The 21667-nt window shown below is 70.1% G+C and carries 19 protein-coding genes; 8 read left to right on the top strand and 11 right to left on the bottom strand.

The features are described from left to right. Positions 1–58: 58 nt before the first annotated feature. The 8 genes from ASG51_RS09105 to urtA form a co-directional block, all read right to left on the bottom strand. A complete protein-coding gene (locus ASG51_RS09105; protein WP_056380365.1) occupies positions 59–382 on the bottom strand; it encodes a zinc ribbon domain-containing protein in 324 nt (107 codons plus the stop codon). Positions 383–685: 303 nt separating this feature from the next. Continuing rightward, positions 686–1915, bottom strand: coding sequence for a formamidase (gene fmdA / locus ASG51_RS09100; RefSeq protein ID WP_056221485.1), 1230 nt, complete (start codon positions 1913–1915; stop codon positions 686–688). Positions 1916–2037: 122 nt separating this feature from the next. After that, positions 2038–3054, bottom strand: a complete 1017-nt coding sequence (locus tag ASG51_RS09095) for an alpha/beta fold hydrolase (RefSeq protein ID WP_056221488.1) — start codon at positions 3052–3054, stop codon at positions 2038–2040. Between the two features lie 11 nt (positions 3055–3065). Next, complete coding sequence (urtE, locus tag ASG51_RS09090) at positions 3066–3755, bottom strand: urea ABC transporter ATP-binding subunit UrtE (RefSeq protein ID WP_056221777.1); 690 nt, start codon at positions 3753–3755, stop codon at positions 3066–3068. Positions 3756–3830: 75 nt separating this feature from the next. After that, entirely contained in the window at positions 3831–4616 is a 786-nt protein-coding gene (gene urtD / locus ASG51_RS09085; protein WP_056380363.1) for an urea ABC transporter ATP-binding protein UrtD, read from the bottom strand. Between the two features lie 8 nt (positions 4617–4624). Then, positions 4625–5773, bottom strand: a complete 1149-nt coding sequence (gene urtC / locus ASG51_RS09080) for an urea ABC transporter permease subunit UrtC (protein WP_056221495.1) — start codon at positions 5771–5773, stop codon at positions 4625–4627. 14 nt (positions 5774–5787) lie between these two features. Beyond that, positions 5788–6714: an urea ABC transporter permease subunit UrtB gene (gene urtB, locus ASG51_RS09075; protein ID WP_056380360.1), complete on the bottom strand. Its 927-nt coding sequence runs from the start codon at positions 6712–6714 to the stop codon at positions 5788–5790. A gap of 191 nt (positions 6715–6905) precedes the next feature. Beyond that, positions 6906–8165 (bottom strand): urea ABC transporter substrate-binding protein, encoded by a 1260-nt coding sequence (gene urtA, locus ASG51_RS09070; protein ID WP_056221501.1) that lies wholly within the window; start codon positions 8163–8165, stop codon positions 6906–6908. A 325-nt stretch (positions 8166–8490) separates the two neighbouring features. Here urtA and ASG51_RS09065 point away from each other — a divergent pair, with 325 nt between their 5' ends. From ASG51_RS09065 to ASG51_RS09055, 3 genes are all read left to right on the top strand, one after another. Further along, on the top strand, positions 8491–11856 hold the full coding sequence (locus tag ASG51_RS09065; protein WP_056380358.1) for an ATP-binding protein: 3366 nt from the start codon (positions 8491–8493) through the stop codon (positions 11854–11856). Beyond that, positions 11849–12757 carry a response regulator transcription factor gene (locus ASG51_RS09060; RefSeq protein WP_056221505.1) on the top strand — a complete coding sequence of 303 codons (909 nt, stop codon included), beginning with the start codon at positions 11849–11851 and terminating at the stop codon, positions 12755–12757. The genes ASG51_RS09065 and ASG51_RS09060 overlap by 8 nt, the downstream gene beginning before the upstream one ends. A gap of 90 nt (positions 12758–12847) precedes the next feature. Next, positions 12848–13027, top strand: coding sequence for a hypothetical protein (locus ASG51_RS09055; RefSeq protein WP_056380357.1), 180 nt, complete (start codon positions 12848–12850; stop codon positions 13025–13027). A gap of 17 nt (positions 13028–13044) precedes the next feature. Here ASG51_RS09055 and ASG51_RS09050 read toward each other — a convergent pair whose 3' ends face one another. Continuing rightward, positions 13045–14514 carry a PAS domain-containing protein gene (locus ASG51_RS09050; protein ID WP_056273831.1) on the bottom strand — a complete coding sequence of 490 codons (1470 nt, stop codon included), beginning with the start codon at positions 14512–14514 and terminating at the stop codon, positions 13045–13047. 379 nt (positions 14515–14893) lie between these two features. Here ASG51_RS09050 and ASG51_RS09045 point away from each other — a divergent pair, with 379 nt between their 5' ends. The 4 genes from ASG51_RS09045 to opgC all read left to right on the top strand — a co-directional run bounded on the left by ASG51_RS09045 (position 14894) and on the right by opgC (position 19759). Then, complete coding sequence (locus tag ASG51_RS09045) at positions 14894–16183, top strand: L-dopachrome tautomerase-related protein (RefSeq protein WP_082513942.1); 1290 nt, start codon at positions 14894–14896, stop codon at positions 16181–16183. Between the two features lie 65 nt (positions 16184–16248). After that, positions 16249–17232: an SMP-30/gluconolactonase/LRE family protein gene (locus tag ASG51_RS09040; protein ID WP_244480102.1), complete on the top strand. Its 984-nt coding sequence runs from the start codon at positions 16249–16251 to the stop codon at positions 17230–17232. 39 nt (positions 17233–17271) lie between these two features. Further along, positions 17272–18459: an L-dopachrome tautomerase-related protein gene (locus ASG51_RS09035; protein WP_056380352.1), complete on the top strand. Its 1188-nt coding sequence runs from the start codon at positions 17272–17274 to the stop codon at positions 18457–18459. Positions 18460–18583: 124 nt separating this feature from the next. Then, positions 18584–19759, top strand: a complete 1176-nt coding sequence (gene opgC / locus ASG51_RS09030) for an OpgC domain-containing protein (protein WP_056380351.1) — start codon at positions 18584–18586, stop codon at positions 19757–19759. A gap of 4 nt (positions 19760–19763) precedes the next feature. On the opposite strand, the gene ccmB is transcribed toward opgC, so the two are convergent. Together ccmB and ccmA are read right to left on the bottom strand one after the other, a co-directional pair. Continuing rightward, positions 19764–20429 carry a heme exporter protein CcmB gene (gene ccmB, locus ASG51_RS09025; RefSeq protein ID WP_200941289.1) on the bottom strand — a complete coding sequence of 222 codons (666 nt, stop codon included), beginning with the start codon at positions 20427–20429 and terminating at the stop codon, positions 19764–19766. Further along, the gene (gene ccmA, locus ASG51_RS09020; RefSeq protein WP_056273839.1) at positions 20429–21085 is read right to left on the bottom strand and encodes a heme ABC exporter ATP-binding protein CcmA; all 657 of its coding nucleotides are present in this window, start codon (positions 21083–21085) and stop codon (positions 20429–20431) included. The genes ccmB and ccmA overlap by 1 nt, the downstream gene beginning before the upstream one ends. A 372-nt stretch (positions 21086–21457) precedes the next feature. On the opposite strand from ccmA, the gene ASG51_RS24600 reads away from it, so the two are divergent. After that, positions 21458–21595, top strand: a complete 138-nt coding sequence (locus ASG51_RS24600) for a hypothetical protein (protein ID WP_200927214.1) — start codon at positions 21458–21460, stop codon at positions 21593–21595. The last annotated feature ends 72 nt before the right edge of the window (positions 21596–21667 follow it).

The raw sequence follows: 21667 nt of genomic DNA, 5'->3' as shown, positions 1-21667 counted from the left end.
GACACTGTGCAGATCTGCTGTCGGGTAATACTTTGCAATTGCAGTGCCAGTGCTTAATTTAATGGCTGATCATCCAGGGTCGTGCCGCAGGAAAGCTTTTGGCGGCCGGCGTTGCTTGCGTTTTGGTCTTTGCCGACCCGCTGCAGCAGCCGCAGCCGGCGCCGTGCCCCGAAACCTTGCGGGGGGCATGACGGCTGCGCTCGTTGGTGGCGTGCGCCTTGCGCAATCCCGCATCCATGGAGGCGAGGTTCGGCGCGGTGAGGAAGGCGCGGCCGCAGGCGGTCCCGCAATCCGGGCAGTCGTGGGGATCGCGAAACTCGGCCATCGGGCGCAGCACCGTGAACGGGCCGCAGCCCTCGCAGGCGTAATCGTAGACGGGCATGGGGACCTCTCGGTGCTGTCTGCTGGGTGGAGCGCGGCGAGCGGAGTGCGACCCACGACTCTGGACGTTCGCGCGTTCGCATGCGACCCGCCGCGTCATTCCGGGGCGCCGCAGGCGAGCCCGGAATCCGGACCCGCCGACGGCATGCAGTCTCGCACCACCTGTGCGTCTGGATCCCGGGCTCCGCTGCGCGGCCCCGGGATGACGTGGTGCGACGGGAGACGTTTCGGCGCGCGAACCGGCATCTGCGGTCCCCCTGCCAGGAGGAGGGGGATGCGCGCCGGATCGGGCGCGACCCGATCCTCAAAGATCGGGCGACAGGGGCATCTGGATCGAGCCGTCGAGGAACTTCGTCGGTCCGTCGGCGCCGGGATTGATGTCGAAGTCGAAGATCTTCGTCGGAATCCACAGGGTGGCGCAGGCGTTCGGGATGTCGACGACGCCGGAGATGTGGCCCTGGACCGGCGCGGTGCCGAGGATCGAGTAGGCCTGGGCCCCCGAGTAGCCGAACTTCTTCAGGTATTCGATCGCGTTGAGGCAGGCCTGGCGGTAGGCCACCGTGACGTCGAGGTAGTGCTGCTTGCCGTACTCGTCGACGGAGACGCCCTCGAAGATGAGATGGTCGTCGAACTTCGGCGTGATCGGCGACGGCTTGAAGATCGGGTTCTTGATCCCGTACTTGGCCATGCCGTCCTTGATCAGGCTGACCTTGAGATGGACCCAACCCGCCATCTCGATGGCGCCGCAGAAGGTGATCTCGCCGTCGCCCTGGCTGAAATGCAGGTCGCCCATCGAGAGGCCGGCGCCGGGGACGTAGACGGGGAAGTAGATCTTCGAGCCCCGCGACAGGTCCTTGATGTCGCAATTGCCGCCGTGCTCGCGGCCCGGCACCGTGCGGGCGCCCGTCGCCGCCGCCTTGTCGCGTCCCTCGCCCTTGAGCCGGCCCATATGGGCGGTGGGGGCGAAGGGCAGGGTGGCCAGGGCCGGGACCCGGTTGGGGTCGGTGTCGAACAGCGCCTTCTCGCGGGTGTTCCAGGTCTCCAGCATCTTCGGATCGGGCAGGCAGCCGATCAGACCGGGATGGATCAGGCCGGGGAAGCGCACGCCGGGAATGTGGCGCGACTTCGTGAACATGCCCTCGAAGTCCCAGATCGATTTCTGGGCCTGGGGGAAATGCTCGTCGAGGAAGCCGCCGCCGTTCTTCTTCGAGAAGAAGCCGTTGAAGCCCCACTGGCTCTCGGGCTTGGCGCCGATGTCGAGGAGGTCGACCACGAGGAGGTCGCCGGGCTCGGCACCCTCGACGCCGATCGGGCCGGACAGAAAGTGCACGATCGACAGGTCGATGTCGCGCACGTCGTCGGCCGAATCGTTGTTCTTGATGAAGCCGCCGGTCCAGTCGTAGGTCTCGACGATGAAGTCGTCGCCGGGCTTGACCATCGCCACCATGGGAATGTCGGGGTGCCAGCGGTTGTGCACCATGTCGTTGTCGTAGGCCGATTGGGTCAGATCGACCTTGATCAGGGTCTCGGGCATGTTGCGTCGGTGCTCCCTTCCCAGACAGGGGACATGCGTCCCCGTTCGCGCCGGCGGTGAGATCCGCCGGCGGGTGATGTGGCGGTGATCGTCGGGCAGGCGCGCGCCGGGCCCGGTCGCCGTCAGCGTGCGAGCAGCTCCTTCAGGGCCGCATCGAGTGTGGCGATGTCGTCGGGGCTCGTCCCCGGTCCGCCCGCAAAGTGGCCCCACCAGGTGTCGAGGACGCGCAGGTCCGCGTTCGGCATGGCCGCCGCCTCGATGGCGTTGTCCTCGGGGGGGAAGTAGAGGTCGGTGGAGGCCGGCATCAGGATCGCGTCGGCGCGGATCGCTCCGAGCGCGGCATCGAGATCACCGTTGAAGCGGTCGTTGGCGCTGATGTCGCCGTTCTGCCAGGTCCACAGCATGGCCAGCAGGTCGTTGGCGTCCCGGGTGTAGAACAGCCCCTCCCAGAACCCGACGAGGAAGTCCTCCAGGGACGCGTAGCCCATGTGGGTCTTGTCGGCCTCGATCCGGTAGAAGGTCTGCGACAGGCCCCAGCCGGCATAGACCCGGCCGAAGGCGCGCAGGCCCCGGTTCGGCGGGCTCGTGTACCAGCCCTCCGCATAGGCGGCGTCGGCCTGGAGCGCGGCCTTGGCGCCCTCGAGGAAGACGAAGTTGTGCCGCGAGCACTTGGCCGAGCCCTGGAACGGCAGGATGCGGGGCACCATGTCGGGGTAGAGCGCCCCCCAATGATAGGTCTGCAGCGCGCCCATGGACCACCCGGTCACGAGGACCAGCGTGTCGATGCCGAAATGCTCGGTGACGAGGCGGTGCTGGGCCGTGACGTTGTCGTAGGCGGTGACGTTGGGAAAGCGCGGCCCGTTCCAGGGGGGCGGCGTGTTGCTCGGGGAGGACGACAGCCCGTTGCCGAACAGGTTCGGGACGATGATGAAGTAGGTGTCGGGATCGAGCGCCTTGCCCGGCCCGATCAGCCACTCGTTCTCGGTGTGCTGGCCCGAGTACCAGGTCGGGTAGACGATGGCGTTGTCCCGGGCGGCATTGAGCGTGCCGAAGGTCTTGTAGGCGAGCCGGGCGTTGCGCAGCGTCTTGCCGCACTGGAGGACGAAGTCGCCGAGCTCGAAGATCTCGTAATCGACCATTCTGACCTCCATCAGACCGAAAGGAAGCGGGCGACCTGGGCCTCGTCGATGTCGGCGCGCAGACTCTCGTGCACGATCACACCGTTCTCGATCACCAGCACCCGGTCGGCGACGTCGAGGGCGAAGCTCAGAACCTGCTCGGAGACCACGATGGAGAGGCCGCGCTCGTCGCGGATCTTCTTCAGGGTCCGGCCCATCTCGCGGATGATCGAGGGCTGGATGCCCTCGGTGGGCTCGTCGAGGAGGAGGACCTTGGGCCGGCTCGCCAGGGCCCGGGCGATGGCGAGCTGCTGCTGCTGGCCGCCCGACAGGTTGCCGCCGCGCCGGCCCTTCATCTCGAGGAGGACCGGGAACATCGTGTAGAGGTCCTGGGGCACCCGGCGTTCGCCGGTGACGGTGAGCCCCGTCTCGATGTTCTCCTGCACGGTCATGGCCGAGAAGATCATGCGGCCCTGGGGCACGTAGGCGAGGCCCTTGGCCACGCGCTGGTGGCTCTTGAGGCCCTCGACCGCGGCCCCGTCGACCCGGATCGTGCCGGACTTCACCGGCACGATGCCCATCAGGGTCTTCATCAGCGTGGTCTTGCCCATGCCGTTGCGGCCCATCACGGCGACGATCTCGCCGGGCGCCACCGCGATGTCGAGGCCGTGCAGCACCTCGCTCTGGCCATAGGCCGCGTGAAGGTCGCCGATCGCCAGCATCGGCTGGAGCCCGGCCTGGATGGGCGGCACGGCGGCGGGAGAAGGCGTGGTCTGGAGCATGGCGCCGTTTCCCTGTCAGTGGCCGAGATAGACTTCGATGACCTTCGGGTCGTTCTTGACCCGCTCCATCGAGCCCTCGGACAGGACCTTGCCCTGGTGCAGCACGGTGACCCGGTGGGCGATGTCCTCGACGAACTTCATGTCGTGCTCGATCACCAGCACCGAGCGGCCCTTGATGATCTCGTTCAGGAGTTCGGCGGTCTTGACGCGCTCGCCGACGCTCATGCCGGCCACCGGCTCGTCGAGCATCAGCAGCTCCGGGTCCTGGATCAGGAGCATGCCGATCTCGAGCCACTGCTTCTGGCCGTGGCTGAGGAACTCGGCCCGCTCCAGGAGCTGGTCCTTGAGGAAGATCATGCTGGCGACCTCCTCGATGCGGTCGCGGACCTGGGCGTCGCGCTTGAAGGTGAGCGCCCCGAACACCGAGCGGCCGCGCGGATAGGAAATCTCCAGGTTCTCGAAGACGGTGAGGTCATCGTAGATCGACGGCGTCTGGAACTTGCGGCCGACACCGGCCAGCACGATGGCACTCTCGGACAGCCGGGTCAGCTCCTGGCCCTTGTACTTGATCGAGCCGGAGCTGGCCCTGGTGCGGCCGCAGATCAGGTCGAGCACCGTGGTCTTGCCGGCGCCGTTGGGGCCGATGATGACCCGGATCTCGTTGGGGTCGACGTAGAACGAGACGTCGTTGACCGCCTTGAAGCCGTCGAACGAGACGGTGAGGGATTCCACCGCCAGCAGGAAGTCCTTCTCGGCCGGATCGGCGCCGATGCGGTGCGAGGGCAGGAGGGCTGCGTTCATCGGAGGTCCTACTCGGCCGCGTGGGGCAGGGCGACGGCGGGCGCGGGCTCCAGGGCCTTCACGCGCCGGGTCAGGCGGGGCTCGACATGGGTGCGGTAGATGCCCGCCAGACCGTTGGGGAAGGCCAGCACCACCAGGATGAAGAGCCCCCCGAGGCCGAACAGCCAGAGCTCCGGAAAGCTCTCCGAGAAGCTGGTCTTGGCCCAGTTCACGAGGAGCGTGCCCCAGACGGCGCCGAACAGGGACAGGCGCCCGCCGACCGCGGCGTAGATCACCATCTCGATCGAGGGCACGATGCCGACGAAGGAGGGCGACATGAACCCGACCTGGAGGGTGAACATCGCGCCCCCGATGGCGGCGAACACCGCCGCCAGGCAGAACGCGAAGGTCTTGAAGCTCGCCACCTGGTAGCCCGAGAACCGGACCCGGTCCTCCTTGTCGCGCATGGCGAGCAGGATGCGCCCGAGCTTCGACTTCTTCACCATCTGGGCGAACAGGATGCAGGCGACGAGCAGGCCGGCGTTGACGAAGTAGAGGATGTTGTGGGCGCTGTCGGTTCGGATGTCCCAACCGTGCAGGGTGCGCAGGTCCGTGATGCCGTTGATGCCGCCGGTATAGCCCTGCTGCCCGACGATGAGGATCGTCAGGATGGCGGCGATGGCCTGGGTGATGATGGCGAAGTAGGTGCCGCCGACCCGGCGGCGGAACATCGCCGTGCCGATGACGAAGGCGAAGAGGGCCGGCACCACCAGCACCGCCAGGAGGGTGAAGGGCAGGCTCTCGAACGGCTTCCAGAACCAGGGCAGGGCGGTGATCTGGTTCCAGTCCATGAAGTCGGGGATGCCCGGCGTCGACTGGATCTTCGTGTTCTCGACGCTGGAGGCTTCGAGCTTGAGGTACATGGCCATCAGGTAGCCGCCGAGGCCGAAGAACACGCCCTGGCCGAGGGACAGGATGCCGCCGAAGCCCCAGCAGATGACGAGGCCGAGGGCCACGAAGGAATAGGTCAGGTACTTGCCGACGAGGTTGAGCCGGAAGGCGTCGAGCAGCATCGGCAGCAGGACGAAGATGACGCCGACGAGGAGCGCCAGGCTCACCCACTCCATCGGCTTCATGAAGGGATTGTCGTTGACGACGGGGGTTTTGGAGCGGGTCATGACGTTCGGGCTCCTCAGCGCCGGACCTTGAGGGTGAAGAGGCCCTGGGGCCGCAGCATCAGGATGCCGACCACCGCCAGCAGCGTGAGCACCTTCGCGGTGGAGCCCGAGAGGAAGAACTCGAGGGTCGACTGCGTCTGCGAGATCGAGAAGGCTGACGCGATGGTGCCGAGGAGCGAGGCGGCGCCGCCGAAGACCACGATCAGGAAGGTGTCGACGATGTAGAGCTGGCCCGAGGTCGGCCCCGTGGAGCCCACCATGGTGAAGGCCGAGCCGGCGATGCCCGCGATGCCGCAGCCGAGGCCAAAGGTGAGGCGGTCCACCCGCTCGGTGTCGATGCCGACGGCGCCCGCCATGGCGCGGTTCTGCACCACGGCGCGGACCTGGGCGCCGAAGCGCGAGCGGTACATCAGGAGGGCGACGCCGACGGTGATCAGGGTGGTGACGCCCATGACGAACATGCCGTTGATCGGGATCTCGATGGTGTCGGTGACCTGCACCGAGCCGATGAGCCAGGACGGCAGCTCGACGCCGACCTCGCGGGCGCCGAAGATCGTGCGGTAGGCCTGCTGCAGGATCAGGGAGAGGCCCCAGGTGGCCAGCAGCGTGTCGAGCGGGCGCTTGTAGAGGTGGCGGATCAGGGCCCATTCCACCAGCATCCCGAGGGCCCCCGAGGCCAGGAAGGCCAGGGCCATCGCCACGAAGAAGTAGGCCGGGAACAGGGCCGACAGCTGGGTCTGGAAGAAGCCCGAGCAGAGATAGGTCATGTAGGCGCCGAGGATCATGAACTCCCCGTGCGCCATGTTGATCACCCCCATCTGGCCGAAGATGATCGCCAGCCCCAGGGCCATCAGCACGTAGACCGAGAACAGGATAAGCCCGGCGAAGCCCTGCATGACGAAGATCGAGCTGAGATCCCCGAGCGAATAGTCACCGAACATGGGTTCGTTCTCCGAAGGATGCCGCGAAGGTCGTGCAAGCATCGGGCCGAGTTAGGCCTCAGATTTCCCCTCCCCCTTGTGGGGAGGGGTAGGGGTGGGGGTGGCGCCGCCAGCCTCCGCAGGTCGAGGGTCACCCAACCACCCCCACCTCCAACTCCTCCCCACAAGGGGGAGGAGGGCACGCTGGAGTCCTACTGGTAGCCCTTCGGGAAGGGGTTCGGCTCGATCAGGTCGGGGCTCTCGTAGACCACCTCGAACTGGCCCGAGGGCAGGGCCCTGGCGACCCGGGTCTTCGACCAGAGGTGATGGTTCGGGTGGATCTTGACGTAGCCTTCCGGCGCCTCCTTGAACTCGAGGCCCGGCGAGGCGGCGACCACCTTGTCGACGTCGAAGGAGCCGGCCTTCTCGCAGGCCATCTTCCACAGGAACGGCCCGAGATAGGCGGCCTGGGTCACGTCGCCGATGACGGTCTTCTCGCCCCACATCTTGTGGAAGGCGGCGACGAACTTCTCGTTGTTCGGGTTCTTGAGCGACTGGAAGTACTTCATGCAGGAATAGGCGCCGGCGATGTTGTCTCCGCCGATGCCGTCGACCTCGTCCTCGGTCACCGAGATCGTCAGCAGGGTCTGCTTCGCGAGGTCGATGCCGGCCGCCTTGAGCTGCTTGTAGAACGCCACGTTCGAGCCGCCGACCACGTCCGTGAAGATCACATCCGGCTTGGTGAGCTTGAGCTTGTTGATCACCGAGTTGAACTGTGTGTGACCCAGCGGGAAATATTCCTCGCCGACGACCTTGGTCTTGAGCACGTTCTCGATGTGCTTGCGGGCGATCTTGTTCGAGGTGCGCGGCCAGATGTAGTCCGAACCGATGAAGAAGAACGTCTTGGCGTTCTTTTCCTTGGTGACCCAGTTCAGCGATTCGAGGATCTGCTGGGTGGCCTCCTGGCCGGTGTAGAAGACGTTCTTCGACTGCTCCAGGCCCTCGTAGAAGGTCGGGTAGTACAACAGGCCGTTATACTGCTCGAAGACTGGCAACGCGGCCTTGCGCGAGGCCGAGGTCCAGCAGCCCATCACGGCGGCGCAGTGGTCGTTGACGAGGAGCTTCTTGGCCTTCTCGGCGAAGGTCGGCCAGTCGGAGGCGCCGTCCTCCTGAATGATCTTGATCTTGCGGCCGAGCACGCCGCCCGCCTCGTTGATCTGGGAGATCGCGAGCTTCTCGGCCTGGATCGAGCCGGTCTCGGAGATCGCCATCGTGCCGGTGGCCGAGTGCAGGATGCCGACCGTGACCTCCGTGTCGGTCACGGCGAGGCCGGTGGTGTTCACCGCCGAGGTCGGCGGCGCCGCCGCGAAGCTCATGCGCGGCATCAAGGCGATCGCCGGAGCGCCGGCGAGCCCCATGAGAAGCCTGCGCCGGAGCGCCGATTGCAGGCCGTTGCCCTTGTCCTCTGCCATCGTGCCCAAAACCCCTGTCGGTCGTCGCACGGCGCATCGGACGGCCGCGGATCGACGGAGCGGAGGCTAGGCCGCGTTGTGCAGTGCGGCCTATACGCTGTTTTGCGTATGTCGGAGCCGGGCGGACAGGCCCATTCTGGCGAACTGCCCGCGAGTCCAGGGTCCCATCGCCGCTCCGGCCACTGGACGGGGTGCGCGCCCACGTGGAAACACGGGATCGGGCACGGTCCTTGCTACGCTGGGGACGACGGAGCGCCACGGTTTCGGACAGGCCGGGATGCCGCGCCAGACCCCGCGCCGCATGATACCGTCCCCACCGAACACGATGACCGAGCACCAGCGTATCCTGCCGATCCGGCGCGACTACAACCGCCTCGTCGCCGACGAGACGCTGGAGGACTATGCCCTGCGCTTCACCGCCAAGAAGGCGCGGCGCTGGTCCGGGTTCCGGGTCGCCCAGACCGCCCTCGGGTCGCTCTCCTTCCTGGCCCTGGAGGCGATCGGCGGCACCCTGGTGCTGACGGTCGGGTTCACCAACACCCTGGCGGCGCTCCTGGTGGTCAGCGCCATCATCTTCGCCACCGCGACGCCGATCAGCCTCTACGCCGCCCGCTACGGCGTCGACATCGACCTCCTCACCCGGGGCGCCGGCTTCGGCTATATCGGCTCGACCGTGACCTCGCTGATCTATGCGAGCTTCACCTTCCTGTTCCTCGCCATCGAGGCGGCGATCATGGCCCTGGCGCTGGAGCTGTGCTTCGGGCTGCCGCCGAGCCTCGGCTACCTCGTCAGCGCCCTCGCGGTGATCCCGCTGGTCGTCTACGGCTTCGCCATGATCAGCCGCTTCCAGCTCTGGACGCAGCCGGTCTGGATCGTCCTCAACCTCGTGCCGCTCGCCTGCATCGCCTGGGCCGGGGACGCTCCGGTGGCGGCCTGGCTCGCCCATCCGGGGGCCGACGGACTCGGGGGCTTCGACTGGCCCCGCTTCGGGCTGGCCTCCGGCATCCTCCTGGCGCTGCTGGCCCAGGTCGGCGAGCAGGTCGATTTCCTGCGCTTCGTGCCGGCGCGCACGCCCGAGCGCGCCGGGCGCTGGTGGGCGGCGGTGCTGGGCGCAGGCGGCGGCTGGATCCTGCCCGGGATGCTCAAGATCCTGCTCGGGTCGTTCCTGGCCGTGCTCGCGATCGCGCACGGCGTTCCGGCCGAGCGGGCCGCCGAGCCGACCCAGATGTACGCGGTGGCCTTCGGCTACGTGGTGCCCTCGGGCATGGGCGCGGTCGCCCTGATGACCCTGTTCGTGGTGGTCTCGCAGCTCAAGATCAACGTCACCAACGCCTATGCGGGCTCCATCGCCTGGTCGAACTTCTTCTCGCGCCTGACGCACAGCCATCCGGGCCGCGTGGTTTGGCTCGTCTTCAACGTCGCCATCGCCCTGCTGCTGATGGAGCTCGGCATCGACAAGACCATCGTCAGCACCCTGTCGCTCTACGCCGTGGTGGTCTCGGCCTGGGTCGGCGCGCTGGCGGCGGACCTCGCCATCAACAAGCCCTTCGGCCTGTCGCCCCCCGGCATCGAGTTCAAGCGCGCCCATCTCTACGCCGTCAACCCGGTGGGCACAGGCGCCATGGCGCTGGCGATCCTCACGGGGTTCGTGGCCCATGCGGGCTGGCTCGGGACGCAGGCCGTGCCGTTCGCGCCGCTGCTGGCCCTGGTCGTCGCCGTCGCGGGCGCCCCCGCGATCGCCCTCGCCACCGGCGGGCGCTACTACCTCGCTCGTACCCCGCGCACGGACTGGCAGGGGGCGACCGAGATCACCTGCCGGGTCTGCGAGCACCCGTTCGAGCCCGAGGACATGGCCCAGTGCCCGGCCTATGCCGGGCCGATCTGCTCCCTGTGCTGCTCCCTCGACGCCCGCTGCGGCGATCTCTGCAAGCCGCACGGCCGCCTGGAAGCCCAGGCCCAGAGCGTGCTCGCCCGGGTCGCCCCGGCCCGCACCGCCGCCTGGATCGGCGCGCCGCTGGGGCGCTACCTCGCGCTGATGCTCACCCTGGTGGCGGCGATCGGGCTGATCCTCGGCATCGTGCATGCGGGGGCCAGCGCCGAGCATCCCGAGCACCGCGCGGTGCTCGGCGCGGCGCTGACCAGCGTGTTCCTGATCCTCATCGTGATCCTGGGCATCGTCGCCTGGCTGTTCGTGCTGGCCCAGGAGAGCCGCCGGGTCGCCCTGGAGGAGACCGCCCGCCAGACCGGGCTCTACCAGGCCGAGATCGAGGCCCACAAGGTCACGGACGCCAAGCTGCAGCAGGCCAAGGAGGTGGCGGAGGCCGCCAACCTCGCCAAGAGCCGCTACGTGGTCGGCATCAGCCACGAGCTGCGCACGCCCCTCAACGCGGTGCTGGGCTACGCGCAGCTCCTCGAGGGCGATCCCGCGATCCCGGCCCCGCGCCAGAACGGGATCCGGGTCATCCGGCGCTCGGCCCAGCACCTCTCGGGGCTGATCGACGGCCTGCTCGACATCTCCCGGATGGAGGCGGGCCGCCTCCAGATCCACCGCAACGAGGTCCGGCTCGCCGACTTCCTCGACCAGATCGTCGACATGATCCGGCTCCAGGCCCAGGGCGCCGCCCTGGCGTTCCGCTTCACCCGGCCCGAGACCCTGCCGGCGGTGGTCGCCACGGACGAGAAGCGCCTGCGCCAGATCCTGCTCAACCTCCTGTCGAACGCGATCAAGTTCACCCCCGCCGGCACGGTGACCCTCGATCTGACCTACCGCAGCCAGATCGCGGTGTTCACGATCAGCGACACCGGCCTCGGCATCCGCCCGGACGACCTGGAGCGCATCTTCGAGCCGTTCGAGCGCGGCTCGATGGCCGCCGCCCGCTCCACCCCCGGCACCGGCCTCGGGCTGACCATCGCGCACCTGCTCGCCCAGGTGATGGGGGGCGAGATCACGGTGGCGAGCGAGGTCGGGCGCGGCACGCGCTTTCGCCTCCGGCTGATGCTGGCCTCGGTGGCGCGGCCCAAACCCGTGCTGGCGGCGCAGGCGAGCGCCCCGCCGCGCGTCTACGCGGGGGCCCGCCGCACGATCCTGGTGGCCGACGACGATGCCGCCCATCGCGGGCTGATGCGCGACATCCTCGAACCCCTCGGCCTGGTGGTCTGGGAGGCAGGCGACGGCCCGGCCTGCCTGGCGCTGGCCGAGACCCAGCCGCCGGACCTGTTCCTCCTCGACATCGCCATGCCGGGCATGAGCGGCTGGGGGCTGGCCAAGGCCCTGCGGGAGGCCGGCCACACGGCGCGTATCGCCATGATGTCGGCCAACGTGCACGAGATCAGCCCGGTGCGGGGCGACGACGCGCCTCACGACGCGATCATCGCCAAGCCCTTCGACCTGCGCGACTTCCTCGAATGCGTCACCGGGCTCCTCGGCCTCGACTGGACGGCGGGGGACGCGCCCGCGCCGCCCCCGCCCGAGGCCGCCGCGCCGGACCCGCGGCCGGAGCACCTCGCCGACCTCCTGCGCCTCGTGCGCATCGGGCACGTCCGCGGCATCGAGGCAAAGCTCGCCGAGATGGACAGCGGCCCCGCGGCACCGACCGCCTTCATCGCGCAGATGCGGGGGCTCACCGCCGCCTTCGACCTGCGCCGCGCCCGGGCGGTGATCGAGGGCCTGCTGGAGCCCGCCGATGGCTGAGGCGCAGCGCGACACCGTCCTGGTGGTCGACGATTCCCCCGAGACCCTGAGCTTCCTCACCGAGGCGATCGAGCGCTCGGGCGCCACCGTGCTGGTGGCGGTGGCGGGCGACCTCGCCCTGGCCCTGGTCGACGAGATCACCCCCGACGTCATCCTGCTCGACGCGATGATGCCCGGCATGGACGGGTTCGAGACCTGCCGCCGCCTCAAGGCGAAGGGGCACCTCGCCCACGTGCCCGTCATCTTCATGACCGGCCTGTCGGAGACCGAGCACATCGTGAAGGGCCTGGAAGCGGGGGGCGTCGACTACGTCACGAAGCCCATCGCCCCCGACGAGATCCTGGCCCGCATCCGCGTGCATCTCGCCGGTGCCCGAGCGGCCCAGAGCGCGCGCGCCGCCCTCGACACCACCGGCCGCACCCTGTTCGCGGTGGACCGCGACGGCACGGTCCTGTGGGGCACGCCCCAGGCCGCCCGGCTGCTCGGCGGCTTCACCGAGCCCGGCGCTCCCTCGAGCCTGCCGCCGCAGGGGGCCGCCTGGCTCCGGGGCTGCCTCGCCGGCACGGGCGCGCCGGCCCTGACCCTCGGCGACCGCGCGGGCACCGCCTATACCTTCAGCTTCATCGGCGGCACCGGCGACGAGATCCTGCTGCGCCTGTCGCGCGACGGCACCGAGGCGGGCCTGGAACGCCTGCGCCTGCGCCTGCGGGTCACCGGACGGGAGGCGGAGGTGCTGCTCTGGCTCTCGCGCGGCAAGTCGAGCCGCGACATCGGCGAGATCCTGGGCTTGAGCCCCCGCACGGTGACGAAGCACCTGGAGGGCATCTACGAGAAGCTCGGCGTCGAGAACCGCACGGCCGCGTCCGTCATCGCCGCCCGCCACCTGCAGGACCTCGACTGACGGGCGGCGGAGCGGATATTTCCGGCCCACCCCCTCGCTTTGGCGGCGCGACACCCGATCTATCAGACAGGTCAGGCTGGGAGCTTCGCGATGAACTGGATGACGTGGTTGGTCGGCCGCTGCGTGGACCTCACCGAGCGCGTCGTGCCCGGCCTCGAGCGGCGCGAACCCGGACGGCCGGGCGCGCCGCCGGCCCTGCGCGGCCGGGTGCGCGGCTCGGGCTCCGAGCCGGCGGTGATGCAGCCCGGGGGCGGCCCGCGCCCGGACTGATCCGGTTCGACCGGCCCTCAGGCCAGGGCGCGGGCCGCGGCGCCGGCCTTGCGCACCGAGGCGTCGACGTCGATCGTGGCGGCGGCGATCCCGTCCATGTTCTGACGCACGACCTCGACGCTCCGGGCGGCGTTCTGCATGTTGATCGTCATGTCGCGGGTCACCGCGGCCTGCTCGGTCACGGCCGATGAGACGCTCAGCGAGATCTCGCTGAGATGGCCGATCGTCCGGGCGATGGCCTCGATCGCGGTCACGGCCTGGGTGGTGGAGCCCTGCACAGCCGCGATCTGCGTCCCGATCTCCTCCGTGGCCCGGGACGATTGGTTGGCCAGGGCCTTCACCTCGGCGGCGACCACGGCGAAGCCGCGGCCCGCCTCGCCGGCGCGGGCCGCCTCGATGGTGGCGTTGAGCGCCAGCAGGTTGGTCTGGTCGGCGATCGTGCGGATGACCGAGATCACCTCGCCGATCTTGTCGGCGGCCGAGGTCAGCCCGGCGATGATGCCGGAGGCCTCCTCGGCCCGGATCACCGCCTCCTCGGACGCGACCTTCGCCTCGGACGCGTGGCGGCTCAGTTCCTCGATGGAGGCCGAGAACTCCTCGGCGCCGGCCGCCACCGCCTGGACGTTGCCGGAGGTCTGGGCCGCCGCCTCCGCCGTGAGGGTCGCCTGATGGCTGACGTCGGAGATCGAGCCGGTGATGACCCCGAGATCCTTGTCGATCGCCTGCTGGCCCTCGTGCCGACGCAGCCGGTCGGCGACCTGGGCGGTGACGTCGCTGGCGAACTTCACCACGGAGACCACCCGGCCGTCGGGTCCGAAGACCGGATTGTAGGCGCCGTAGATCCACACCTCGCGGCCGCCCTTCGCCAGGCGACGGAACTCGCCGGCCTGGTAGGCGCCGCCCGCCAGCGCCGTCCAGAAGGCGGCGTAGGCCGGCGTGTCCCGGTCCGCCGGCGCCACGAACTGGCTGTGGTGCCGACCCTTGATCTCGTCGAGGGTGTATCCGAGCGCGGCGAGGAAGTTCGGGTTGGCGTCGGTGACGAGACCGTCCGGCGTGAAGTGGATCACCGCCTGCGACCGGTTGATCGCCGCGATCTGGCCCTCGAACGCGGCGTTGCGCGCCACCTGCGCGGTGATGTCCGTGGCGAACTTCACCACCTTCACCGGCTTGCCGCGGCGATCGAGGATCGGGTTGTAGCTCGCCCGGATCCAGATCCGGCGGCCGTCCTTGCCGATCCGGCAGAAATCGCGCGCCTGGTGCTCGCCCCGGCGCAGGCTGTCCCAGAAGGCCCGGTAGGCCGGGGTGTCCCGCTCCTCCGGAGGGACGAACAGGCTGTGCGGGCGGCCACGGACCTCTGCGAACGTATAGCCGATGAGATCGAGAAAGATCTGGTTCGCGCTCTGGACACTTCCATCCATCGCGAACTCGATTCGACCTTGCGATCGATCGAGCGCTTCGAGTGTTGCACGAAGACCGGCGCCCAACATCGTCAATTTCTTTCGCGGAAACGGTGACTGATACGCGACTAGACGGGTCGCATTTTGATGCTCGTAACTTTAATTACAATCCGTGAATTTGTCTTTAACGGTCGAAGATCCTGAAACGACTTTGCAAAAAACAACATATGAAAGCGTGCCGAGCGCCCTCGCATCCGGACGCGGGCCGGGTCCGTGCGACACCGGCCAACCGCGCAATCCGAGGCCGCCGCTCGGTCGCGCGGGAGAGGGGCGCCGCCGTTCACGAGTCGCGGGGCGGATGAACCTTGGCCGAGACTTCATGCGTTAGGTCGTCACGATCGCGCCGCACGGTGCGATCGGCGCGATGCCAGGGAATCCGATGCCAGGGATTCCATTTTCCAGGGTTCCGATGACGCACCATCAGTCCGACCGTCCGATCTTCGCCGCCCCGCCGCGCCTCTCGGCCCGCCCCCGGCGGCGGGGCCGGACGCGCGCCGCGGCCCTCCTGGGCGCCGTCCTCCTCCCCGGGGTCGTCTTCCTCCCCCGCTCGGTCCTGGCGCAGGGCGCCGCCGCCGCCGCCGCCGCCGCGCCGACGGCGACGCTCACGAAGGTGGCGAGCTTCGACCACCAGGTGACAGGGGTCACCGTCTCCAAGGACGGGCGGATCTTCGTGAACTTCCCGCGCTGGACCGAGGACACCGCGGTGTCGGTGGCCGAATTGAAGGACGGCAAGCTGGTGCCGTTCCCGGATGCGGCCTGGAACTCCTGGCGCAACGCCAAGAAGGACGAAATCTCGGCCAAGGATCACTGGGTCTGCGTCCAGAGCGTGGTGGCGAGCCCGAACGGCAACCTCTGGGTCCTCGATCCGGCCGCCCCCGCCATGGCGGCTCTGGTGCCCGGCGGTCCCAAGCTCGTCGAGATCGACCTGAAGACCAACCAGCCCGCGCGCACCATCGCGTTCGACGAGAGCGTGGCGCCGCAGGGCTCCTACCTCAACGACGTGCGCTTCTCCCCCGACGGCAAGACCGCCTACCTCACCGATTCCGGCGCCCGGGGCGCCCTGGTGGTGGTCGACCTCGACAGCGGCCGGGCCCACCGGGTCCTCGACGGCGACCCGTCGACCCAACCCGACACGGGCGTCACCGTGACCTATGACGGCAAGCCCCTGCGCCGGCCGGACGGGCGCGGCGTCGAGTTCGCCGCCGACGGCATCGCCCTCTCCCCCGACGGCAAGACGCTGTACTGGCAGGCGATCAAGGGCAAGACGCTCTACAGCCTGCCCACCGAGACGCTCGCGGGGAGCATCACCACCGCGCTGATGCCGACCGCGCTGGCCGACAAGAGCGTGTCGGGCCGCATCGAGATCGTGGGCGAGAACGGCCCCGCCGACGGCCTGATCATCGCCCGCAAGGACGGCCGGATGTACGTGACCTCGCCGCAGGACGATGCGATCAAGGTGCGCGACCTCTCGGCGAAGGGGAACACCCTGAGCACCGTGGTGCAGGACGCGCGCCTGCGCTGGCCCGACACCTTCGCGGAAGGGCCCGACGGGACGCTCTACGTCACCACCTCGCGCATCCAGGACTCGGCCTTCTACAAGCCCGATGCGCCGGCGGCCCTGCCGACGGAGTTGTGGAGCTTCAAGCCGGGGACCCCGGACGCCACCGGCTCGACCGCCCCCGCGCCGGCCGCGCGCTGACCCGTCCCGCGCCGCCCCGGCCACGCGGCGGCGCGCTCATCGCACCCGCAGCCCATCGAGGACCGATGCCGACGATACGACGACGCGCGCTGCTCGGCGGCGCGGGAGCGGCCCTCGCCCTGCGTGCCTGGCCGGCCGCAGCGGCCCCCATCGTCCGGGTCGACGATCCGCGGCTGAGCGAGGTGGTCGATCCCGGCGCGGTGCTGCGCACCCTCTATGCCGGCGGGCGCTGGTGCGAGGGCCTGTGCTACGCCCCGGGCCTCGGCGGCCTGATCGTCAGCGATGTCCGGGCCAACCGGATGATCCGGATCGCCGACGACGGCGGCACCGGCGTGTTTCGCGACCCCTCGAACAACGCCAACGGCAACACGCTCGACGCCGAGGGCCGCCTCGTCACCTGCGAGCATCGCGGGCGGCGGGTGGTGCGGCGGGAGCCGGACGGCCGCCTCACGGTGCTGGCCGACGCCTTCGCGGGCCGGCCGCTGAATTCCCCGAACGACGCCGCCCTGGCCCCGGACGGCGCGATCTGGTTCACCGACCCCGTCTTCGGAATCACCATGCCCGACGAGGGCCTGATGGCGCCGCCGGCGCAAGGGGCCCGGCGGGTCTACCGGATCGACCCGGCCGGCCGGGTCGAGGGCATGACCGACGCCGTCGGCCAGCCCAACGGCATCGCCTTCAGCCCGGACGGGACGCGCCTCTACGTCAGCGACACCAGCGCCGCCCTGAAGAATCCCGAGGGCGCGCGCACCATCCTGGCCTTCCCGGTGGTGGAGGGCCGGAGGCTCGGCGCGCCCGAACCCTTCGCCACCGTGGAGGCCGGCGTGCCGGACGGCCTCGCGGTGGATGCCGACGGCCGGGTCTATGCCGCCTGCTTCGACGGTGTGCGGATCTATGCGCCCGACGGCACGCCCCTCGGACGCATCGCCACCGCGACCGACGCCGCCAACGTGGCCTTCGGCGGCCCGGACGGCCGGCGCCTCTTCATCGGCGCGGGCGCGCACGTCCTCGCGATCGATCTCAAGGTGCGCGGCCCCGCCCGGGGCTGACCCGCCATGTCCCCCATCCTCGCTCGACCGGATCCCGCCATGACGCTCGCTCGCCGTGACCTCCTCGCCGCCGGCTTCGCCGGTGCCGGCATCGCCGGTACGGCAGCCCTCGCCCGACCCGGCGAGGCCGCGGCCGCGCCGTCCTCCGAGGTCGCCACCCACCGGGCGGCGGGCGGGCTCGAACTCGCGTTCACGGCGAACGCCCCCTCGACCCCCACCGGCCTCGCCATCTCGGCCGGCGGCCGGCGCTTCGTGATGATGCCCCGCTTCACCGCGACGGTGCCCTACACCCTGGGCGAGGTGCTGGCGGACGGGGAGGTCCGGCCCTACCCGGACCTGCCGACGAACCAGCCCGACCCGGAGCAGCCGCAGGCGCGCCTGTTCCACGTGCCCAACGGCGTCTTCGACCGCGACGACACCCTGTGGTGCCTCGATGCCGGCCTGCCGGACGGCTCCGGCCCGCCGGTGAAGGGCGGCGCGAAGCTCGTGCAGATCGATCTCGCCGACAACCGCATCCGCCGCGTGGTGCCCCTGGAGGCCGGCATCACCCCGACCTCGTCGCTCAACGACCTGCGGGTGGACATCCGCGACGGGTACGCCCGCGCCTACGTCACCGACCAGGGCCAGGACGGGGAGGGCGCCATCCTGGCCGTCGACCTCGCCAGCGGCCGGGTGGTGCGACGCCTCGCGGGCCATGCCAGCACCCGGTCGCAGAAGGGCCTCCTCAAGATCGTCGAGGACCGCCCGGTGGTGCAGCGGAAGGGGGAGGGGCCGCCGCGCCCGGTCCAGGGCGGCGCCAACGGCATCGCGCTCAGCCCCGACGGCCGGCGCCTCTACTACGCGCCCCTGATCGGGCGCCGCCTCTACGCTGTGGAGACCGCCGCGCTCCTCGATCCCGGGGCCAGCGACGGGGCCGTGGCGGCCGGCGTCACGGATCTCGGCGAGAAGGGCATGACCGGCGGCCTGACCACGGATTCCAAGGACCGGGTCTACCTCGCCCTGCAGGAGTTCAACGCGGTCGGCCGGCGCGACCCCGACGGCACCGTCACGATCATCGCCTCCGATCCGCGCCTGATCTGGGCCGACACGTTCTGGATCACCCCCGACCGCTGGCTCCACATCTCGTCCGCCCAGGTGAACCGACGCCCGGAATACAACGGCGGCAAGGACCTGCAGGCGCCGCCCTACGCCATCCTGCGGATGCGGATCGACGCCGATCCGGCGTGAGGCGCACGAGGCCTCGGCCCGGGGAACGGCCCAACCGTTCCCCGGGCCCACGTCCGGAGGTTGCAACACAACCTTAAGCCCTCCGCCCTACGATCGGTGCGTGTAGGCCGCATCGGGGCGAGGCATGCCGCAGCGAAGAACGACGATCGACGCCATTCGCGGTCTGTGCCTGATCAACATCTTCGTGAACCACATCCAGGACGGCGCCGTCTCGGCCGTGTCGCCCTCCCGGCTCGGCTTCTCCGACAGCGCCGACATCTTCGTCCTGCTCAGCGGCATCTCCATCGCCCTCGCGGGGAGCCAAGCCTCGCGGCGCCGCCTGCCGGACATCGTCGCCCATCTGTGGCGGCGGGCGGCCCGGATCTACGCCTTCGAACTGGTCATCGTCTTCGCGACGCTCGGTCTCCTGGCGGCCATCCTCGCCCTTCGAGGCGTGACGGGCGTGCACGCGCAGGACACCGCCCTGCTGCGGGACCACGGCTTCCCGAACCTGTTGAGCCATGCCCTGACCCTCCGCCAGACGGTGGGCTACTCGTCCGTCCTGCGCCTGTACGTGGCCCTGATGCTGATCGCCCCGATCCTGCTGCGCCTCGCCGGGTGGCGGTTCTGGGCGCCCCTGCCGCCGGCACTGCTGCTCTGGATCGCGGCCGGCCACTTCCATCTGGTGCTGAGCAACAGCCTCTCGGGCGCGCCCTTCGCGCTGACGATCCTGCCCTGGACCCTGATCTTCGCCCTGGGGATCACCATCGGGCAGGGCCTGGTCGACGGCGTCGCCCTGCCGCGTCCCCGGGGGCTGACCGGCCTCGCCCTGGGCTACCTCGTCGGCTACCTCGTCCTGGCGGTGGCCGTGGTTCGTCTCTGGCCGGCGGCCGCGGACTGGGCCGCGACGCGCAACGACGCCTTCTGGCTCGGCGCGAGCAAGACCTACCAGTCGCCCCTGCGCGTCCTGCACGTTCTCGCCCTGGCCTACCTGGTGATGGCCCTGCCGCGCGCGCCGCTCATCCGCCTGCTGCACCAGGTGCCGCGCGACCACCCGTTGACCCGCCTCGGCCGCCGGTCCTTGCCGGTCTTCACCGCCGGCGCGATCGGGGCCGTGCTCGCCAGCGAGGCGCTGGATCTGGCCGCCATTCCCCTGGACGCCGCCTGGCTTCCCCTGCTGCTTCTGGAGGCCGGCATGATCGCGCTGTTCGTCGGCATCGCCCTGCGCATCGCCGGGCGCCCGGACCGGGCGCGGCCCGCCCACCCCGCGCCGCCGGAGGTCCGGGTCGCAGGCCTGCGGGGGACCCCGGCGATCGCCTGACGCCCTATTCCGACCAGCGCAGGGCCGCGGCGGCGGCGAGCGTCCCGATCACGCCCGCGATCAGGCTGAGGGCGCACAGGATGGCCAGCGGCGTGGTGAACGGGACGGTGCCGCCGAGGGCCGATTCACTCGCCGAGACGCCGAAGATCAGCGTCGGGATCATCAGCGGCAGCACCACGACCGCCAGGATGAGGCCGCCCCGGCGGATCGAGGCGGTGAGGGCCGCGCCGACCGCGCCCACGAAGGTCAGGGCCGGGGTGCCCACCAGGAGGGTGAGGGCGGTCGCCGCCATCGCCCGGCCATCGAGGGCGACGAGGAGCCCGAAGAGGGGCGAGGCGAGGGCGAGGGGCAGGCCGGTGGTGAGCCAGTGGGCCAGCACCTTGGCGAGCACCACGCCCTCGAGGGGGGCCGGCGAGCCGGTCATCAGGTCGAGGGAGCCGTCCTCCTCGTCAGCCTGGAACAGGCGGTCGAGGCCGATCAGGGTCGAGAGCACGGCGGCGAGCCAGAGGATCGCCGGGCCGATCCGCGACAGCAGGTTCAGGTCGGGGCCGAGGGCGAACGGCACCAGGGCGACGATCATCAGGAAGAACACGAGGGAGAGCGCCCCCGAGCCGCCGACGCGGGCGGCGAGGGCGAGGTCGCGGGCGACGAGGGCCCTCAGGGCGCGCATCACCACCAGACCTCGTCGGCCGCGACCGTCGTCCGGGCCAGCGTCGGTGGGGCGGGTGCGGGCGCCTCGATCCGCAGTTCCTGGGCGTCGGCGAGGCCGAGGGCCTGGTGCGTCGCCGCGATGACGAGGCCGCCCGTCGCCCGGTGCCGCGCCATCATCCCGGCCAGGACCGCCTGCGAGGCGGCATCGAGGGCGGCCGTCGGCTCGTCGAGGAGCCAGAGCGGGCGCCGGCAGACCAGGAGGCGGGCCAGCGCCACCCGCCGGCGCTGGCCGGCGGAGAGATAGGCCACGGGAAGCCGCAGGGCGTGGCCGAGGCCGAGTTCCTCCAGGGCCGCCCGCGGGGTCGCGGTCGGCGCGCCGAGGAGGTCGCGGGCGAAGGCGAGGTTCTCCTCCGCCGTCAGCGGGCTCTTCAGCCCGTCGCGGTGGCCGACCACGTGCAGGCACTCGGACAGGGTCGCCTCGCCGACCTCGCTCGCCGCGACGGTCCCGGCCTCGGGCTTGAGCCGGCCGGCCAGCACCGCGAGCAGCGTCGACTTGCCGGCCCCGTTCCGCCCGGTGACCATCAGCGCCTCCCCCGGCCCGAGGGCGAAGGACAGGTTCGCGAAGATGCGGCGGCCGGACCGGCGGACGGCGAGGTCTTGAGCGGTCAGCCGCACGGGGGGTCCTGAATCATGAGCCTCAAGAGGTGGCGCCTGTCGAAAAGACCGAACGAAGGAATGTGCGGTCTCCGTCCCCCGGCGCTTCGCCCATCGCACGCGGATCGTTCGGTGGCGAGACCCGGGCACGCAAAATGGACCCAGCCGACGGTCGCACGGTCCGTCGCACCATCCGGAGCCGGGGAGCACCGTGGCGACCGCGATCCGGGCCGGCATGCCGGAGCGCATCCCAAACGTGCTATTCGAGCCCTCTCGCTCTCGACGGCTGTGGATCGGACGCTCCCGAGCTTCGCGTGGCTTTCGTGGTACGATCGCTCTCGACCTTCCCTTTCATCACCGCCTTCCTCGATCGTGGGCGAAGGCCCCGAGCCGATGACGTCCCGATATGACGCCGAGACCGACGCCCTCGACGTGCAGCTCGCAGAGGCGAGGATCGTCGGAAGCGAGATCCTCGACGCATCCCGGCATGTGGCCGAGGGGGCGGATCTGGCGCATCTGGTCGCGGCGTAGACCCGCCCTCCGAACAGATCCCACGCGCTGTCAGGCGCCCGGTAGCGGCCAGTTTCGAAGTGTTCTATAACG

The sequence above is a fragment of the Methylobacterium sp. Leaf465 genome (assembly GCF_001424705.1).
Classification (GTDB): domain Bacteria; phylum Pseudomonadota; class Alphaproteobacteria; order Rhizobiales; family Beijerinckiaceae; genus Methylobacterium.
The sequence above is the reverse complement of the archived record's forward strand: the minus strand, read 5'-3'. Positions and strand labels throughout refer to the sequence as shown.

Excerpts from the sequence above, each read along its gene's own strand:
- fmdA (WP_056221485.1), bottom strand. The coding sequence starts at position 1,915 with ATGCCCGAGACCCTGATCAAGGTCGATCTGACCCAATCGGCCTACGAC.
- ASG51_RS09065 (WP_056380358.1), top strand. The coding sequence starts at position 8,491 with ATGACCGAGCACCAGCGTATCCTGCCGATCCGGCGCGACTACAACCGC.
- urtD (WP_056380363.1), bottom strand. The coding sequence starts at position 4,616 with ATGAACGCAGCCCTCCTGCCCTCGCACCGCATCGGCGCCGATCCGGCC.
- ASG51_RS09045 (WP_082513942.1), top strand. The coding sequence starts at position 14,894 with ATGACGCACCATCAGTCCGACCGTCCGATCTTCGCCGCCCCGCCGCGC.
- urtE (WP_056221777.1), bottom strand. The coding sequence starts at position 3,755 with ATGCTGGCGATCGGCGACCTTCACGCGGCCTATGGCCAGAGCGAGGTG.
- urtA (WP_056221501.1), bottom strand. The coding sequence starts at position 8,165 with ATGGCAGAGGACAAGGGCAACGGCCTGCAATCGGCGCTCCGGCGCAGG.
- ASG51_RS09105 (WP_056380365.1), bottom strand. The coding sequence starts at position 382 with ATGCCCGTCTACGATTACGCCTGCGAGGGCTGCGGCCCGTTCACGGTG.
- ASG51_RS09040 (WP_244480102.1), top strand. The coding sequence starts at position 16,249 with ATGCCGACGATACGACGACGCGCGCTGCTCGGCGGCGCGGGAGCGGCC.
- ASG51_RS09055 (WP_056380357.1), top strand. The coding sequence starts at position 12,848 with ATGAACTGGATGACGTGGTTGGTCGGCCGCTGCGTGGACCTCACCGAG.
- ASG51_RS24600 (WP_200927214.1), top strand. The coding sequence starts at position 21,458 with ATGACGTCCCGATATGACGCCGAGACCGACGCCCTCGACGTGCAGCTC.
- ASG51_RS09035 (WP_056380352.1), top strand. The coding sequence starts at position 17,272 with ATGACGCTCGCTCGCCGTGACCTCCTCGCCGCCGGCTTCGCCGGTGCC.
- ASG51_RS09060 (WP_056221505.1), top strand. The coding sequence starts at position 11,849 with ATGGCTGAGGCGCAGCGCGACACCGTCCTGGTGGTCGACGATTCCCCC.
- urtC (WP_056221495.1), bottom strand. The coding sequence starts at position 5,773 with ATGACCCGCTCCAAAACCCCCGTCGTCAACGACAATCCCTTCATGAAG.
- urtB (WP_056380360.1), bottom strand. The coding sequence starts at position 6,714 with ATGTTCGGTGACTATTCGCTCGGGGATCTCAGCTCGATCTTCGTCATG.
- ASG51_RS09095 (WP_056221488.1), bottom strand. The coding sequence starts at position 3,054 with ATGGTCGATTACGAGATCTTCGAGCTCGGCGACTTCGTCCTCCAGTGC.
- opgC (WP_056380351.1), top strand. The coding sequence starts at position 18,584 with ATGCCGCAGCGAAGAACGACGATCGACGCCATTCGCGGTCTGTGCCTG.
- ccmB (WP_200941289.1), bottom strand. The coding sequence starts at position 20,429 with ATGCGCGCCCTGAGGGCCCTCGTCGCCCGCGACCTCGCCCTCGCCGCC.
- ASG51_RS09050 (WP_056273831.1), bottom strand. The coding sequence starts at position 14,514 with ATGTTGGGCGCCGGTCTTCGTGCAACACTCGAAGCGCTCGATCGATCG.